The organism is Natronolimnohabitans innermongolicus JCM 12255 (assembly GCF_000337215.1).
Classification (GTDB): domain Archaea; phylum Halobacteriota; class Halobacteria; order Halobacteriales; family Natrialbaceae; genus Natronolimnohabitans; species Natronolimnohabitans innermongolicus.
This window is the reverse complement of sequence record NZ_AOHZ01000061.1, coordinates 61,376-77,987: the sequence shown is the minus strand read 5'-3', so window position 1 is coordinate 77,987 and position 16,612 is coordinate 61,376. Positions and strand designations below refer to the sequence as shown.

At 66.9% G+C, this 16,612-nt stretch carries 14 protein-coding genes; 7 read left to right on the top strand and 7 right to left on the bottom strand.

Going from position 1 to position 16,612, the window contains the following annotated elements; translation table 11 throughout:
* Positions 1–59: 59 nt before the first annotated feature.
* Positions 60–458: a DUF5811 family protein gene (locus tag C493_RS13175; protein WP_007259944.1), complete on the top strand. Its 399-nt coding sequence runs from the start codon at positions 60–62 to the stop codon at positions 456–458.
* Positions 459–540: 82 nt separating this feature from the next.
* Here C493_RS13175 and C493_RS13170 read toward each other — a convergent pair whose 3' ends face one another.
* A complete protein-coding gene (locus C493_RS13170) occupies positions 541–1,902 on the bottom strand; it encodes a restriction endonuclease (protein ID WP_007259943.1) in 1,362 nt (453 codons plus the stop codon).
* 127 nt (positions 1,903–2,029) lie between these two features.
* Between C493_RS13170 and C493_RS13165 the strand changes: the two genes are divergently transcribed.
* The gene (locus C493_RS13165; protein ID WP_007259942.1) at positions 2,030–2,446 is read left to right on the top strand and encodes a hypothetical protein; all 417 of its coding nucleotides are present in this window, start codon (positions 2,030–2,032) and stop codon (positions 2,444–2,446) included.
* Positions 2,447–2,479: 33 nt separating this feature from the next.
* Here the strand turns inward: C493_RS13165 and C493_RS13160 are convergent, their stop codons facing one another.
* Both C493_RS13160 and C493_RS13155 read right to left on the bottom strand, forming a co-directional pair.
* Positions 2,480–3,472 carry a PfkB family carbohydrate kinase gene (locus tag C493_RS13160; protein ID WP_007259941.1) on the bottom strand — a complete coding sequence of 331 codons (993 nt, stop codon included), beginning with the start codon at positions 3,470–3,472 and terminating at the stop codon, positions 2,480–2,482.
* Between the two features lie 47 nt (positions 3,473–3,519).
* On the bottom strand, positions 3,520–4,977 hold the full coding sequence (locus tag C493_RS13155; protein WP_007259940.1) for a sulfatase family protein: 1,458 nt from the start codon (positions 4,975–4,977) through the stop codon (positions 3,520–3,522).
* A 165-nt stretch (positions 4,978–5,142) separates the two neighbouring features.
* Between C493_RS13155 and C493_RS13150 the strand changes: the two genes are divergently transcribed.
* The 5 genes from C493_RS13150 to C493_RS13135 all read left to right on the top strand — a co-directional run bounded on the left by C493_RS13150 (position 5,143) and on the right by C493_RS13135 (position 11,573).
* On the top strand, positions 5,143–6,666 hold the full coding sequence (locus C493_RS13150; RefSeq protein WP_007259939.1) for a sulfatase: 1,524 nt from the start codon (positions 5,143–5,145) through the stop codon (positions 6,664–6,666).
* A 102-nt stretch (positions 6,667–6,768) separates the two neighbouring features.
* The gene (locus tag C493_RS13145) at positions 6,769–7,080 is read left to right on the top strand and encodes a hypothetical protein (RefSeq protein ID WP_007259938.1); all 312 of its coding nucleotides are present in this window, start codon (positions 6,769–6,771) and stop codon (positions 7,078–7,080) included.
* A 44-nt stretch (positions 7,081–7,124) separates the two neighbouring features.
* Complete coding sequence (locus C493_RS24060) at positions 7,125–7,259, top strand: hypothetical protein (RefSeq protein ID WP_275039834.1); 135 nt, start codon at positions 7,125–7,127, stop codon at positions 7,257–7,259.
* Between the two features lie 135 nt (positions 7,260–7,394).
* On the top strand, positions 7,395–8,849 hold the full coding sequence (locus C493_RS13140; RefSeq protein ID WP_007259937.1) for an ICP22 family protein: 1,455 nt from the start codon (positions 7,395–7,397) through the stop codon (positions 8,847–8,849).
* Positions 8,850–8,909: 60 nt separating this feature from the next.
* Positions 8,910–11,573 carry a heavy metal translocating P-type ATPase gene (locus C493_RS13135; RefSeq protein WP_007259936.1) on the top strand — a complete coding sequence of 888 codons (2,664 nt, stop codon included), beginning with the start codon at positions 8,910–8,912 and terminating at the stop codon, positions 11,571–11,573.
* Between the two features lie 270 nt (positions 11,574–11,843).
* On the opposite strand, the gene C493_RS13130 is transcribed toward C493_RS13135, so the two are convergent.
* The 4 genes from C493_RS13130 to C493_RS13115 form a co-directional block, all read right to left on the bottom strand.
* Entirely contained in the window at positions 11,844–12,467 is a 624-nt protein-coding gene (locus tag C493_RS13130) for a hypothetical protein (RefSeq protein ID WP_049889358.1), read from the bottom strand.
* A 92-nt stretch (positions 12,468–12,559) separates the two neighbouring features.
* A complete protein-coding gene (locus C493_RS13125; RefSeq protein WP_007259934.1) occupies positions 12,560–13,675 on the bottom strand; it encodes a sensor histidine kinase in 1,116 nt (371 codons plus the stop codon).
* 36 nt (positions 13,676–13,711) lie between these two features.
* Positions 13,712–15,190, bottom strand: a complete 1,479-nt coding sequence (locus tag C493_RS13120) for an ATPase domain-containing protein (RefSeq protein ID WP_007259933.1) — start codon at positions 15,188–15,190, stop codon at positions 13,712–13,714.
* A 371-nt stretch (positions 15,191–15,561) separates the two neighbouring features.
* Entirely contained in the window at positions 15,562–16,386 is an 825-nt protein-coding gene (locus tag C493_RS13115; RefSeq protein ID WP_007259932.1) for an MBL fold metallo-hydrolase, read from the bottom strand.
* Positions 16,387–16,612: the final 226 nt, after the last annotated feature.

Genomic DNA, 16,612 nt, shown 5'->3' with positions numbered 1-16,612 from the left:
ATTTCCCGAAAGCGAACCCTTTTGATGCGTCAGTGCGTTATAGTGGGTACACACTTCTCATGAACGGAAATACGCCGTACGCCGGGCTGCCGGGAGAAACGGGTGCTGGTCAGCGTGCCGCGGCGGACGTTCCGGACCTCTCGAGGACTCAGAAGCGAACCTTACACCGCGACGTCTCGCGAATCGCCGCCCGGACCCGGGAGTTTCTCCCCGACGAGTACGCCGTCGACGCCGACGTCTCGCAGGGAATGGCCGGGCCGCAGGTCACCGTGGCGGTTCGGCCGCCGGTCGGCCACGCCGTCAGCGCCGGTTTCACGCCCGACGTAGAGGAGTTCGTGGCCGGCGAGGACCTCATCACGGACGACGAACGCGACGAGGTCGCCCGCGGACTAGCCGCGAGCGCCGCCTTGCAGGTCAAACAGGCCGTCAGCAACAACGTGACGCCGACCGGAAAATAGCGACGACGATCGCTCCGTTTCAGTTCTCGAGTCGCGTCGGCAACGGACTCACACTCACGGTTTTCAGTGTGGGAGTCGAGCGTTAGACGACTCCGACCGAACTCGCGATAACGAACAGCGCGAACACCACACAGAGCACCGTTCCGACCGCAAGCGGCACGTTCTCCATCGCCTTCTCGTGGATCGCCATCTCGTCGTACTCCGCGCGGAAGGCCTCGAGGTTCTCCCGGTCGTAGAAGTACTTCATCTTCAGGGCGAAGCGCTCGGTGACGGCACAGCCCGTACAGACGGGGTCGCCCTCGAGACGTTCCGTCTTCGTGTGCTCCTCGCAGTTGATGCTGCCGCAGTTGTCGCAGTAGGTGACGGTCTCGCTCGTCCCCGCGGCGTCGCAGTGGACGCACTCGTGGAGGTCGTTCGTCGTGGTCGTCCGCGAGGGGCCGGCGGCGTAGTAGGCGTACCGGTAGTCGTGCTCGCCGAGCGAGAGCCGCGACCGGACGTGGGGAACGTAGACGGGGTCGATCTCGCGGATCGAGACGTCCGAGCGCGACGGCTGGCAGGTCTTCTCGTAGTCGACGTTGTTGTCGCCCGTGTAGTGGACCGTCGTCGTGTGGGCCTGTCGAAGGCGGTCGATCGCCCACTCCTTGTACTCGGTCTCTGTCTGCCCGAATCGGCGCCGCTCGACGCTGTCGAACGTCGACTCGAGGTCGGCGTCCGCCAGATCGATCCGAGTCGCGGCCGGCGTCGTGACGAGGTCTCGAACCTCGCCGTCCGCGACTCGTGGCGCGTCCCGATCGGCGTGGAGTACGAGTTCGTTCGCCTCGTCGATCCGGTGGATGACGCCCACGGAGGTCTCGAACGTCGCGTCGGTCTCGGCGCGGACGGTCACCGTCGGCTCGAGTGACACGCCCGTCTCGGGCGTCGGAATCGTCGCCGGCTCGAGGTTGTCGATCTCGCCGACGGCCTCGAAGACGGGGCCGTCGCGGCCGGCGGTGGGGTGGGTTGGCCGGAGCGCCTCCGTACAGAGAATCTCGATGCGGCCGTTGTAGAGGTCGATACCGATCTCGTCGCCGATCTCTCTGAGGTCCCGACCGTCGAGGAGTTCGACGCCGCCGTCCCGGTTCGCGCCCAGATCGGCGGCGTACTCCCGGGCCGGGTCGGTAAAGCGGCCGGTCGTCGCGACCATCCCCCTGACGGGGCCGTCGTAGTCGTAGGTGGCGACCGCCGAGTGGAGCTTCTGGATGACCGGGCGACTGACCGTCTCGGTGTGTTTACACTCGACGACGACGGCGCGGCGGCGGCCGTCGACGACCTCCTCCATGAGGATGTCTCGGCCCTCGTCGGCCGTTCGTCGGGACTGTCGTACGTTCTCGTAGCCGAGGTGTCGAAACACGTCCTCCATCAGATCCTCGAACTCGTAGCCGGAGAGGTCGTCGAGTATCGCCATCGCTTCACGAGTCGGTTTCCAGTCGACCGACGAGAGTGTTGTGGCCCCAGTATCGCACTCGAGAATCGGCGGTCAGTAGCGCACTTGCAAGGCTTTTTTTCGTAATCGTGGACCGCCAGCTATCGCTATGTCGACCGATCCCGACGACCTCGAGTTGAGCGACGCCGAAGAACAGGCACTCCACGAGCTACAGCTGGGCATCGAGTACGTCCACCGGGCCTACGGTACGTTGCTCGAGTTCCACCACGACCTGGGCCACGCGATGGACCGGATGAGCGACGCCGAGGCGGCGCTTCGAGACGCCGGACACGACGAGTGGGCCGACGAACTGCGCGACGAACACCTCCCCGCCGGAGCGATCAGCGACCAGTGGACGTTCGAACTCGTCGAGGAGTTCTCGACGGAGTTTCTCACGTCGGTCGACGGCTTCGAGGACGACGTCCGGGACGAACTGGCCGACGGCGTCGATCACGTCACGGAGCGACGCCAGAAACGGCGGCTTCGTGAACGGGCGGAGAGCGAGCGGGCGGAAAGCGAGAAGTGAGCCGCTGCGAGCCTGACGACTGCGGTAGTTGCACTATCGCTCGAGTACGTCGAGCACCGTTTCCCGGTCCGGAATCGCCTCCTGGACACCCACCGTCTCGGTCGTCAGCGAACCGGCGACGGTCGCGGCCGTGAGCGCGGACTCGAGACCGACGCCGTCGGCCAGAAACGCCGCGAGGTAGCCACAGAAGGCGTCGCCCGCACCGGTCGTATCGACGGGGTCGACCGTCGGCGGCGAGACGCGATCGGATCGGTCGCCGCGCACGACGACGTCGTCGGGACCCTGCGTTCGGATCACGGTGCCGTCGAACGCGTCGACGGAGCGCTCGAGCGTCGCGTACTCGGTTTCGTTGACCACGACGACGTCGACGAGCGGGGACTGGTGTGCGAGCAGCGACGCGGCGCCGTCGGCCGGCGCCGGATTGCAGATCACCGTCGGCCGCCGCCGACTGCCGTCAGTTCGGTCCGCGAGCCGCTCGAGCAGGAACGTCGCCGTCGCGACCGGAATCTCGTTCTGGAGGAGGAGCGCGTCCGCCCGCCGGAGTCGCTCGAAGTGGCGGTCGACGTAGTCCGAATCGACCGCGTCGTTGGCGCCGCCGACGATCGCGATCCGCGACTCGCCGACCTCGTCGACGAAGATCGACGCCGTTCCGGTCGGTCGGTCGGTGACGCCGATTCGATCGGCGTCGACGCCGCGGTCCGCGAGGGCCTCGCGGGCGCGGTCGCCGGCCGCGTCGGCGCCGACGCAGCCGAACATCGCCGCCCCCTTGCCCGTCGCTCGAGCGGCGGCGACGGCCTGGTTCGCACCCTTTCCACCGATGGTCGTTCGCTGACGGTCCGCGGACAGGGTTGCTGTGAGGCGTTCCTCGAGTGCGGTCAGTTCGGTCCGGTCGTCGCCGTCGACGCGGACGGTCTCCCCGGCCGCGGGAAACCAGTTGTAGCGCTGCTCAAGGACACCGATCCGGTCCGTCGAGAGCGTCCACGTGCGGTCGACGTTGATGCTCCCGAAGCTGACGACGTCGGGCATCGCGTTTCGTGTCGCGCTTCGGGGGCCACGGTAATAACGGTCGGCGACTAGTCCGGGCCGTCGCCCGGGACGACGTCGACCACGTCCCAGTCGCTCGGAAGGACCGGCCCGTCGAGCAGCGGATCGTCGGTCTCGCGCATCCAGTCGCACAGTTCCTCCCGGAGGCGTCCGTGAACCGCCTCGATCTCGGCCTCGTCGGGTTCCGGTACCGACGCCGACTCGGGATCGACGCCGGTCGGCGACGGCTCTCGGTCGACGATCGCGCCGACGTTCGGTCCGAGCAGGTTGCGCTGCTCGAGGGGATCGTTCGCGAGATCGTACAGCTCCTCGTAGGGTCGCTGCTCGCCGTAGAACTCCTCGCAGACCTCCCGGCCGGCCGCGCTGCAGTAGACGTCTGTCGTCATGTAGACGCCGGGGAGATGCCAGCAGTTGCGGACGTACTTCCAGCGCTCGGTGCGGATCGCCCGGACGGGGTTGTAGCGATCGTGCCAGGTCATGCCGGCGAAGAGCCGCTCGCGGGGCTCGTACTCGCCTCCGCTGGCCGCATCCTCGAGCAACAGCGGAGCGATGCTCCGGCCGGCGATGTCGCCGTCAGCCTCGTTGACGTCGGGTATCGATACGCCAGCGATCTCGAGCAGGGTCGCGAAGACGTCGACGTTACTCACGAGGTCGTCGACGGTTCGACCCGACTCGAGGACGCCGGGCCAGCGGGCGAGCAACGCGCCCTCGATGCCGGCCTCGAAGCAACAGCCCTTGGCGCGGGGCATCGCCAGCCCGTGTTCGGTCGTGAAGACGACGAGCGTGTCCTCGGCGAGTCCGGCGTCCTCGAGGGCGTCGACGATCGTTCCGACGCCGTCGTCGATCGCTCCAACCATCCCGTGCATCTCGGCGATGTCGGACCGGATTCCGGGTCGGTCGGGGAGGAACGGAAGCGGCTCGACCGTCTCCGGGTCTGGCGTCTCGTAGCGGTTGGCCTCGAAGCCGTAGCCGTCGTCCTCCTCGACGCGGTGGAGTTCAAAGAATCCGATCGAGGCGAAGAACGGGTCGTCGTGGTCGCCCGACTCGAGCATCGCGGCGACGTCGTCGGCGACGGTTCGAGCGCGGGCGGTTTCGTGGACGGACGGCGGGGCGTCGGCTGTGAGTGGTTCCTCGCTGTGGAGCCGATCGTAGCCGAGCCGCTCGGGGTACTCGGTGACGTGCTGGAGTCCGAAGCGGTGGGTCTCGTAGCCGGCCGCCGAGAGGAGGTCGGGGAGCACGCGTTCGTCGTCGCCGAGCTCCCACTCCGCGTGGGCGAGTCCCAGCATCCCGTTCTGGTGGGGGTGGCGCCCGGTCATGAGACTCGAGCGACTCGGCGAACACTGCGGCGCGGTGACGTAGTGATTGTCGAACCGAACGCCGTCGGCCGCGAGCGCGTCGATTCGCGGCGTCTCGACGGCGGCTCCGTAACACCCGAGGTACGTCCCCAGATCGTGACAGTGAACGAGGACGATGTTCGGCGGCTCCATGGTCCCGTGGTACGGCGACGACGGGAGTAAGCGTTCGCAGTGATTCAGGACGGTGAGTCTCTCTCAGTCCGGACTATCGTTCCGTTCGGAGTGTACAACGCGATGACTCACCTGCATAATCGGGGGCCGTGACCATGGTCCCAAGGGGTGGAGGTAGGGCCAGACATGGCGGGATCCACCGATACTTCGGCGGCGTCAGATAACGAGCGTGATTCGGACTCACACTCGAGTTCGACCGTTCGAAACGTTGTCCTCGTCGTTCTCGACACCGCTCGAGCGACGAGTTGCGGCCCGGAGACGACGCCCACGTTGCACCGACTCGCGTCGGAGGGAACGGCGTTCGAGAACGCGTACGCGGCCGCGCCGTGGACCCTTCCTTCTCACGCCTCGCTGTTTACCGGCACGTACCCCTCCGAACACGGCGCCCACGGCGGCTACACGTACCTCGACGAGGAGCTACGGACGCTGCCCGAATCGTTCGCTGACTCCGGCTACGAGACCATCGGCGTCTCGAACAACACCTGGATCACCGAAGAGTTCGGCTTCGACCGCGGCTTCGAGGATCTGCGGAAAGGCTGGCAGTACATCCAGTCGGACGCGGACATGGGTGCAGTCGTCCGCGGCGAGGACGTCCGCGAGAAACTGCAGGCCACCCGCGACCGACTCTTCGAGGGGAACCCGCTGGTCAACGCCGCGAACATCCTCTACAGCGAGGTACTCCAGCCCGCAGGCGACGACGGCGCCGACCGATCGACAGACTGGATCGGCGACTGGCTCGAGACGCGCGACCGGGACGATCCGTTCTTCCTGTTCTGTAACTTCATCGAGCCTCACGTCGAGTACGATCCACCGCGGGAGTACGCCGAGCGGTTCCTCCCCGACGGCGCGACCTACGACGACGCGACCGCGATACGCCAGGATCCGCGGGCCTACGACTGCGAGGACTACACTATCACCGACCGGAAGTTCGAGATGCTCCGCGGGCTCTACCGGGCCGAACTCGCCTACGTCGACGACCAGCTCGGCGAGCTTCGCGCGGCCCTCGAGGCGAGCGGCGAGTGGGACGACACCCTGTTCGTCGTCTGTGGCGACCACGGCGAGCACATCGGCGAACACGGGTTCTTCGGTCACCAGTACAACCTCTATAACACGCTGATCAACGTTCCGCTGGTGGTTCACGGCGGGCCGTTCGCTGACGGCGACCGTCGAGACGACCTCGTCCAGCTGCTCGACCTCCCCGAGACGCTGCTCGAGACCGCCGGAATCGACGACCCAAAACTCCGCGAGCAAAGCGCCGGCCGCTCGCTTCATCCGGCGTCGACGGCGAACGCCGAGCCGCGGGACGCGATCTTCGCCGAGTACGTCGCCCCCCAGCCCTCGATCGACCGACTCGAGGCGCGTTTCGAGACGATTCCGGATCACGTCTACGACTACGACCGCCGGCTTCGGGCCGTCCGCACGCTCGAGTACAAGTACGTCCGCGGCGACGACGGCTTCGAGCGCCTCCACGACGTTCGATCGGATCCGGAAGAGTGGACGGATATTTCCGACCGCAAGCCAGAGCGGGTCAGCGAGCTTCGCGCCCGGCTTGAGGACCGATTCGAGCCGCTCGAGACGGCCGGCGCATCCGAGTCGGTCGAGATGCGCGAGGGAACCAAAGATCGGCTCGCGGATCTGGGTTACCTCTAGAGCGGTCCGTTACTGCCTCTCCGGCCGACACAGTGAGGGTGCCTATCAAACGACAAGTCGTACACGCGGACGCGTTTCCCGCTCGAGTCGAAACGCCGCGGTATGTCCGCGACCAGTCCCTCCGGCGCCGACGGCGCGGCGTTTCCCTTCCCCGTTCGACTCGTCCACGACCGCGCGGCCGACCGACTCGAGGTCGCCGTCGACGTCCTCCCCGCGGACGTCGACGAACTCACCGTCGAAGCAAGCGCGAGTCGCCTCAGACTGACGGTTCGACGCGGCGGCGAGCGCGCCCAGCGAACGCTCTCGGCGCCCGATCGGCGCGCCTTCGGCGACGACCGCCGCGCCGTCTACAACAACGGCGTCCTCAGCGTCTCGCTCGAGACGGTTCCCCGCGTTCACGTCCGTCGGTCGTAGCCCCGGATCGGAGACCGTGAGGAGCCCACATCACGGGCAGGCCAGTGAGTGATCCGCCCGTCCGTCGAAAGGCGCCTCGATGTGACGAGGCGCCTCGATGTGACGACTACTACACGCGGGACGACGTCGTCGACCGGACGCAACCGGTCCTGATCGACGACGGCGAGCACGGCTTCTGACCCCGATTCGAGTCGAGCGCGTGCCTGCAGCACGTTTTTGGCCGCCAGTCCGATACGATAGCCCGAGTTGTCGAACCGAGCCCGCCGATCCCAGGACCGTTCGATGTCGCGACTCGCAGTCGGTGATGCCCGCCGATGACGGCCCTCGAGTCCCGACTCGAGACCGACGGGTTCGGCCCGTTCTTTCGCTCCTACACGCGGACGTGGATCCACGCCGTCGCGACGGCCGGCCTGACCGCATTCGGGACGCTGACGTTCGTCAACAACTGGTTCGCCGCGCTGGCGCTGGCGTCGTACGTCGTGCCGCCGGTCGCGCTGTACCTGCGCTATCGAAACGGGACGGCGAAATCGGAGCCGGAACCGTCCGAATCGGCGGAATCGACGTCGGAAACGGCTGATCCGGTGGAAGCGGAACCGGAACCGTCCGAATCGGTGTCGACGGCGGGTTCGGAGTCGACTGGCGAATCCGTCGGGAGCGACTCGAGCGCCGTCGACGAACCGGCCGATGATGCGGAACGGAGTGACGCCGAAGCGACGACGGCGAAACCGGACGACGGCGCCGAGGAGCCGGCCGTCGAGGTCGAGCATTCGCCAGACGGAGACGAGGAGCCGGGCAAAAACGAGAACGGCGGGCCGGACGCAGCACCGACGCCGGACGTCGAGCCTCCCGAGTGGCGCGCCGTGGACGTTCCAACCGACGCGACGCTTCGCGACGTCGTCGCCGGACCGACGGGAGCCTACGCGGTCGGCGACGGCGGGGCCGTCCTCGCCGACGACGGTGGCGATGGCGACGGTCCCGAAGACGGCGACCCCGAATGGACGGTCGTCCTCGAGGACGGCCCCGCTACCGGGTCGAACGATCTTCGGGGCGTCGACGCGACCGACGACGGCGCGGCGGTCTGGGTCGCCGGCGACAGCGGCGCGCTGGGTCGGATCGACACCGAAACGGGTCGCCACACGGACTACACCGCACCCGCGGACGTCACCGACAACTGGCTCGGCGTCGCCGTCGCGGGTGCCGGCGGCGCGGAAACGATTCTCGTCATCAACGGCTCCGGGGCCGTCCTGCGCGGCGAGTACCGCGACGGCGACCTCGAGTGGACCGGACCCGACAAACCCGGCAGCGGCTCGAGTTTTAGCGGAATCGCGCTGTTCGGTGACGGCGGCGGCGACGGCGAGACCGCGGTCGGCTACTGCTGTGACACCAACGACGGCGTCTACGAGACGGTCGACGGCGGAGAGACCTTCGAGCGCGTGGGTCTCGAGGGCGCCGACGGAACGCTCACCGGCGTCGCGACGACGGGTCGCGGCAACTGTCTGGTGAGCGCGGACGACGGCGTCGTCCACCGCTACGACGGGACGACGTGGACGCCCGAACGGGTCCTCGAGGGGGCGCTCTCGGGGATCGCCCGCGACGGCGAGCGAACCGCGGCGGCGGCCGACGACGGCCGGGTCTACGAGCGCGAGGGAGCGGCGGTCGACTGGAACCGATCCGCGGTCGAACTCGAGGCCCCGCTGCTCGCGGTCTCGCTCGAGGCGAATCGGACGGTCGCGGTGGGCGAGTCGGGGGCCGTCCTCGAGTGCGCGTGATGGCTCGCCCGAACGTCCGCCGGACCACTGTTATACTGCTCGCCGACAGAAGACAATCTAGTGAGCGAGCGCGACCGATCGGACGAGTGCTGTCGGCTCTGCGGGTCGGCTCTCGACTCGGCGGGTGCCCCGGACCCCGCCGAAAACGCCGCCGGCGACGACCTCGAGGGCGTGCCTGCGACGGACACCGACGGGGCCGCGACGGCCGAAGAGTCGGACGCGGGCGGACCGTTCTGCTCGTGTGGCTGTCGCGAGATCGCCGCCGCGCTCGGCGCGCCGGCGGACGCGCCACCGACGGGCGACGACGCGTCGACGTCAACTGAGGACGACGCAGACGCACTCGAGCGAACGTTCTTCCGCGTCGACGGCATGCACTCGGCGCTCTGTGAGGGGTACCTCGAGTCGCTCGCCGAGAACTGCGACGGCGTGGCGGACGCGGCGGCCAGCTACGTCACGGAGGCGATCCGCGTCGACTACGATCCCGAACGCACGTCTGCGGCCGCACTCGAGGACGCGCTGAGCCGGACCGGCTACACGGCCTACCGGCGCGAGGATGCCGCGGACGAAGCTGATGGCGCGGGTGCAGTCGGCGACTCGACCACAGCCGCAGCCGACTCGAGTGCGAGTGCGACGGCTCGCGCCCGCGAGATGCGCGGGATGCGAAAGCGCCGCTCGGAGGACGTCCTCGAGATCCGGTACGTCGTCGGCATCGTCTTCGGCTCGTTTCTGTTGGTGCCGTATCTCACGGTGTTCTACCCGGTGTACCTCGCCGACTACTCCAGTTACTGGCTGCTCGGACTCTACGAGGAGACGTTCGCGACGTTCGACGGCTACCTGTTCCTGCCGCTGTTTTTCACTCTGACCGGCGTCGTGCTCTACCTGGCCGGGATGCCGCTGTTGCGCGGCGCGTACATCAGTCTGAAGCTGCGGCGGCCGAGTACGCACCTGCTCGCGGCGACGACGATCGTCGCCGCCTACGCCTACGGCACGCTCGCTTTCGTCGCCCAGCGACCCGACATCTACTACGACCTGACGATCCTCGTCGCCGCGACGGTGATGGCGGCGGTCTTCTACGAGGAGACGATCAAGCGCCGCGCGCTGAACCGGCTAACCGACCTCACCGTCTCGCAGGTCGGGACGGCCCGCGTCCTCGAGGAGGACGGGACGACGGCCGAGAAACCCATCGAAGACGTCTCGAGCGACGACCGGCTGCTCGTCCGCGCCGGCGAGCGGATCCCGGTTGACGGGACGCTCGCGGAAGGGGCGTGTACGGTCGACGAGGCGGTCGTCACCGGTGAGTCGCTGCCAGTCTCGAAGAGCGCGGGCGACGCGGTGGTCGGCGGCTCGATCGTCACCGGCGACGCCGCCGTCGTCGACGTGGCCGACCGGACGGCGAGCAGCATCGAGGACCTGACGCGGACGGTCTGGAACCTCCAGAGCGTCGACCACGGCGTTCAGCGTCGGGCCGACGCGCTCGCCGGGACATTCGTACCGCTCGTCGCCGCGGCGGCCCTCCTCGCCGGTGGCGGCTCGGTTCTTCTCGGCGCAACGGCCCTCGAGACCGCCAGCGTCGTCCTCCTGGCGCTTTTCGTCGCCAGCCCGTGGGCGCTCGGCCTCGCGACGCCGTGTTCGATCGCCTCGAGCGTCCGCGACGCCCTCGAGTCGGGGATCGTCGTCTTCGACGAGAGCGTCTTCGAACGGCTTCGCGGCGTCGACGTCGTCGTCTTCGACAAGACGGGGACGCTGACGACGGGCGAGATGCGCGTCCTCGAGGCCGACGCGCCCGACGACGTGCTGCGGGCCGCGGGCGCGCTCGAGCAACGCGCCTCGCACCCGGCCGCGGCGGCGATCGCTGACGCCTACGCGAAATCGGGGGCTGCCGACGGCGACTCGAGCGCGTCCTCGATCCGGCCCGAACCCGACGGCGGCGTCGCCGACGATCGCTCGACCGAGGCGCCGTCTCCACGGTCGATCCGCGAGTTCGAGCGCCACGCGATGGGCGCTTCGGCCACCGTCGACGGTCGGCGCGTCCTCGTCGGCCATCCCGACCTCTTTCGCGAACGGGGGTGGACGCTCGAGGACGAGGACTCCCTCGACGCACGAATCGACGAGGCTCGAGCGACCGGGCGACTCCCGGTGCTCGTCGGGCGTGACGGTCGCGTCGAGGGGGTCGTGATCGTCGGCGACGAGCCGCGCGAGAACTGGGCGGAAACGGTGTCGGCGCTGTCGGAAACCGGCGTCGAGGTCGTCGTGCTCACCGGCGACGACGACGCGGCGGCGCGACGGTTTCGGGCCCATTCCGACGTGAGTCGCGTCTTCGCGAACGCCTCGCCGGCGGCCAAGACGGCCGCGGTGCGACGGCTGGGAGCCGACAACCGGGTCGCGATGGTCGGCGACGGCACCAACGACGCGCCGGCGCTCGCGGCGGCCGATCTGGGGATTTCGCTCGGCGGCGGAACGGCGCTGGCCGCCGACGCGGCGGACCTCGCGATCGTCGAGGACGACCTCGCCGCCGTCGAACGAGCGTTCGCGCTCGCGCGCGCCGCCCGCCGGCGACTGGTTCGGAACCTTCGGCTGGCGCTCTCCTACAACGCGATCGTGATCCCCATCGCGTTGGCGGGACTGTTGAGCCCGCTGCTCACGACCGCCGCGCTGGTGATCAGCGCGGCGGCGATCGTCGGCAACTCCGCGCGGCCGCTGCTCGAGGAGTCCGACGACTCCTGATTCGGTCCGTCTCCTTCGCATTCTGATTCCAGCCACCTTCTGTTCCGTCTCGTTGCCTCACGCTCGAGCGACTGAATGGAGGGATGTTTTCGTGTTCCCGCGCGTCGAACGGATCGTGCGAGCAACGACCCGTCGACGCGGGAGTTCGAGCCGCTGCTCGCACTCGCTCGAGGCGGGCGCTGATGGTGCGTCCTCGTCTGTTCGCTGCTCGAGTGAGCGCGCCGGGGACTCGGTTCGGCTCGTCGATTCTCCCGTCGCCAGTCGCCACGCTCACGCACTCTCGTCGGCGTCAGTGTCGTCTTCGCCGTTCTCGTTGTCCTCCTGTCCCCGTTCGGTCACCAGCAAGACGCCGGTGAACGCCCCGTCGTCGGCGTTTCGGCTGCCGTACAGGTAGGCGCCGTCGGCCCAGAAGAGACGGTCCGCGTCGTCGCCGCTCGAGTTCTCCACGGCCGACTCCGCGTCGACCTCCTCGTCCCAGACGCACTCGTCGGGGATATCCAGCGGGTACACCTCCGTGCTCGTTCCCGTCCAGTTCCACCGGACGACGGTGTCGGTCTCGATTTCGACCGCCTCGGGCTCGAAGCCGTCCTCGGGATCGACCGTGATCTCGACCTCGTCCCGGCCGGTGTAGTCCTCGATGTCGGCGTTCTCGAGTGCGGCGTCGACATCGGTGGCGTCGGTTGCACCGTCGTCGTTCTCGCCACCGTCGTCGCCTCCGTTGACGTCTGTTTCACCGCCGTTATCACCTGCGTCCGCACCGCCGCCGTCGTCGGCGTCTGTATCGTCGCTGCCGTCCGCGTCCGCACCGTCACCGCCATCGTCGAGACAGCCGGCGACGGCCGCCACCGCGACCGTCCCACCGCTCGCGAGGAGCCGCCGTCTGGTCCAGTCCATACGCGTCCGTGCGGCCTCGAGGCGCATGAGTGTCGTCCCGGCGAGGAACGCGTCGACGGCCGCCGAGAGACGCCGGTTGGTACGACGACGGATCAGGTTTCGGGGTTGGGATCGACGTCGGCCACGCTCGAGTCGGGAAGCGTAAAGACGAACGTCGAGCCGTCGCCGGGCTCGGACTCGACCCAGATCTGCCCGCCGTGGCGGTCGACGATGCGCTTACAGAGTGCCAGTCCGATGCCGGTCCCGGAGTGTTCGTCGTGGCTGTGCAGGCGCTGGAAGACGTCGAAGATCCGTTCCTGATCGCCGTCTTCGATGCCGATTCCGTCGTCGTGGATCGATATTTGCCACTCCGTCCCGTCGCGTTCGGCCTCGATATCGACGTGTGGCCGATCCCTGCTGTACTCGATCGCGTTGCTCACCAGGTTCTGAAACAGCTGTCGCAACTGGTCCGAATCACCCGTAACCCGCGGCAGCGAGTCGACGGAGACGACCGCCTCCTGTTCGTCGATCTGCACCTGCAAATCGTCGAGGACGTCCTCGACGACCGCGTTCAGATCAGTCGGCTCGAGGGGGGCGCCCTCCTCGTCGACTCGAGAGTAGGCGAGCAGGCCGTCGATCATGCGCCGCATTCGCTCGGCGCCGTCGATCGCGAACGCGAGGAACTCGTCGGCGTCGTCGTCGAGCTCGTCGCCGTAGCGCTGGTCGATCAGCTGCAGGTACGACGAGACCATCCGCAGGGGCTCCTGGAGGTCGTGGCTGGCGGCGTAGGCGAACTGCTCGAGCGATCGGTTCGACTCCTCGAGTTTCGTCAGGTAGTGGATGAGGTCTTCGGATTGGTTTCGACGGACGAGCAGGGTGTTCATGCGCCGAAAGAGGAGGTGGGGGTTGAGGGGGGCGTCCACGATGTCGTCGATGAGGAGGGGCGGTTCGCGTTCGCCGGGGTCGGGAAGGTTGATGCGGAGCGCGCTATCCCGACGACGAATGAGGACGACCGGACAGAACACCGGATCGCTCGACTCGACGCGCTCGCGGAGAGCGTCGTGGTATTCCGGCAGCGAACGTTCGTCGACGAGGTAGAGATCGGCCTCGCCGACGGCTTGCTCGGTCTCGACGTCGTAGTAGCCCGTCAGCAGCTCTCGGACGGCGGCTCGGTTCCCGTCTTCGGTGATGAGTAACTGGACGGTGCTCAGGTCTTCGGTGGCTCTCATGAGTTGCGGATACTGAGTGAAACTGGATCGAAGTGCTCAGACGTCGCGGTGAAGGTCGATATCGGCGTACTCACCCGCTCGCGGCGATCCCTGAAGGATCCCGTAGAGACCGGTCAACGACTCGCCGACGTGGATGCCGTCGCCCGTGATCTCGAACTCGCGAAGGTTGTGTTCGAAGCCGCCGGTGCGTTTCTTCAGAACGCCGACGACCTTCCGCAAGCTCCCGTCCATTTCGACGTAGCTGAGGAACATGATGTTGTCGGCGACGTAGCTCAGGTTGCTGTCGGTCGCCCGGGAAATGCCCGTGATCTCGTTGATCTCGTTCGTGATCAGGACCGTCACGCCGCGGCTCTTCAGGTAGCGAGAGAGCGCGTGGAGGTCCCGAATCAGTTCCGTCTCGTTTCCCTGAACCGAGACGGTGTAGCCGTCGATTCCGTCGATCATCACCACGTCGGCGTCCTGTTCTTCGACTTGCGTTTTGACCATGTGGGAGAATTCCTCGCTCGAGCGCGCGAGGGGTTCGACTTCGGTGACCGAGAGCACCCCCTCGTCGCGCAGTTCCGAGACGGGCATGCCGATCGATTCCGAGCGGTACTCGTAGGTTTTCAGGTCCTCCTCGAAGAGATAGATCGCCGACGTGAGGTCGTTTTCCGCCGCCTGCTGGAGGAACTGCGTCCCGGTCGACGTCTTCCCGGCGCCAGTCGGACCGCTGATGAACGTCACGGTTCGCTGGTCGAAGCCGCCGCCGATCAGCTCGTCGAGTTCGGGAATGCCGGAGTAGATCTGGTTTCGCTTGATGTCGTGACTCGACTGGTCGGGGATCAGCTGCGGATAGACTTCGATACCCTCGGTGCGAATCTCCATCCCGTGGTCCTCGTCCATCTGGCCGAGCGCCCGGTGTTTCGTCACCTGAATGCGTCGACCGCCGACGCCGCGATCGAGTTCGATGATCCCGTCGCTTAGCGAGCGAATCTCCGTGTCGTACTCCTGGTCGGGCGACGACGTTGCCGTCGTGACGACGGTTACTTCGCGCTGCTTGAGAAACCGCATAAAGGAGAGAATACGTTTCCGAAACTGGTGGTCGTTCGCTTCGACGTACCGAAGCTGCGTGATCGGATCGACGACGGCCCGGTCGGGGTCGATATCTCGAACCGCCTCGTGGATGTCCTGCGTGTACCGGTCGCGTTCGATATCGCTCGGATCGACCAGATCGTAGGAGTAGTCTTCGACGAAGAAGTCGGAATCGGGCCCGAGGTCGAGAAATTCGGCGTCCGAGATGTCGATTCCGACTGCCCTGCCGTTTGCGAGAATCTCGTCTCTGGATTCCTCGCCGTGAATGAACAGTACCGTCTCGTCGTTCGCCAGCCCCTCCTCGAGAACGTGCATTCCGAGCAGCGTCTTTCCGGTCCCCGGCTGCCCCTGAATGAGATACATCCGGCCCGCGGCGAATCCGCCGTTGAGAAGTGCGTCGAGACCATCGACCCCGCTACTGATCGGGGTGACGCGATAATCCATACACTCCACCATGGGTCACCCGGTTATTAATTCATCCCTATCGTGTCGGGAGAGAGCCCGCTAACAGTCCGCTATCGGTGACTATCACGCTGAAGGACAGCTGTCGGAAAACAACCACCACAATATAGTAGCCACTGAAACGATTTACACACTGATCGCAACGCTGTACTGCGATCAGGGTGCATTGACTTGCAGTGGCGACTATAGTACCCTCCCAAGCGTCGACTGCTGAACGAAATCGAACCACACCGCATGAGTTCGCTCAGCAGTGCAGGCTTGGGAAGCTACTAGTACCGTTTCAACCGTCGACTGATGGGGCGAATCGGACAACATCGCATGATTCGCCCCATCAGTTCAGGCTTGGACCGCCACTAGAGTTCGTACGTCTCGCCGTCGACCGCCAACGGCTCCTCGAACGCCTCGTCGGCCGGGTAGTAGTGAGCGACGTGGACCAGTCGCGTTCGGTCGGCGCCCAACTCGTCGGCGAGTGCGAGCGCCCCCTCTCGAGTCATGTGTTTCGTCCCGAACGTCCGGGGGACGCCGTCGTCGCCCTCGTGACGGCCGCCGATGGGATGGTACTCACAGAGGTGGGCGGGGACGATCGCGTCGGCGAGCAACAGATCGGGATCGGCGAGCACCGCGCGGGACTCCTCGGGGACGTTGTAGCTCGTATCGCCCGTGATCGAGAGTTTCGCGCCGGTCGCCGGATCCTCGATCGCCAGCCCGTAACAGACCAGCGGCGGGTGTTCGACCGGGACCAGCGTGACGTTGAATCCGCTGACGTGAATCGTCTCCAGTGGCGTCGTCGGCTCGACGTCGATCGCCTCGAGGTAGTGGTAGTCGTCGCTGATTGTCTCGGCGACGCTCTTGCCCGTTTTGGGATCGGTCTCGTCGGCCGCGTAGACGTCGAGAGAGTCGAAGACGCGAAAGACGTTGCCCATCCCGTCGAGGTGGTCGAAGTGAATGTGCGTGACGATCGCCGCGTCGGGAAGCGGAACGTCCTCCCGGAGGAACTGGGTACGAAAGTCGGGACTGAAGTCGATCAGCAGCGACTCGTCGACGTGTTCGTTCTCGACGTGGACCGAGAAGCGCGTCCGCTCGACCCCGCGTTCGCGGGCGGCCTCGCAGGTGTCACAGTCACAGCCGACCGTGGGCGTGCCGGTCGTATCGCCGGTGCCGAGGAGGGTTACGCGCATCGGTACGTCCTGCCTCCGTCGGTGCGACTCGAGATCGGTCTCGCCATCGTGTCCGTCCGCGTCGACTCGTCGGTTTCGCGTCTAGTACCCATGGAATCGGTATCGTTCGTCGGTCGCCTGTTTTCGAGCCCGCGCCGCGCCCGCAACATCACTTCGTAACGCGCCACCGCTCATTATCGACAGCGTAGGGCCCGCCGCATAAAGGGTATTTCCCATGCTGTCCCGT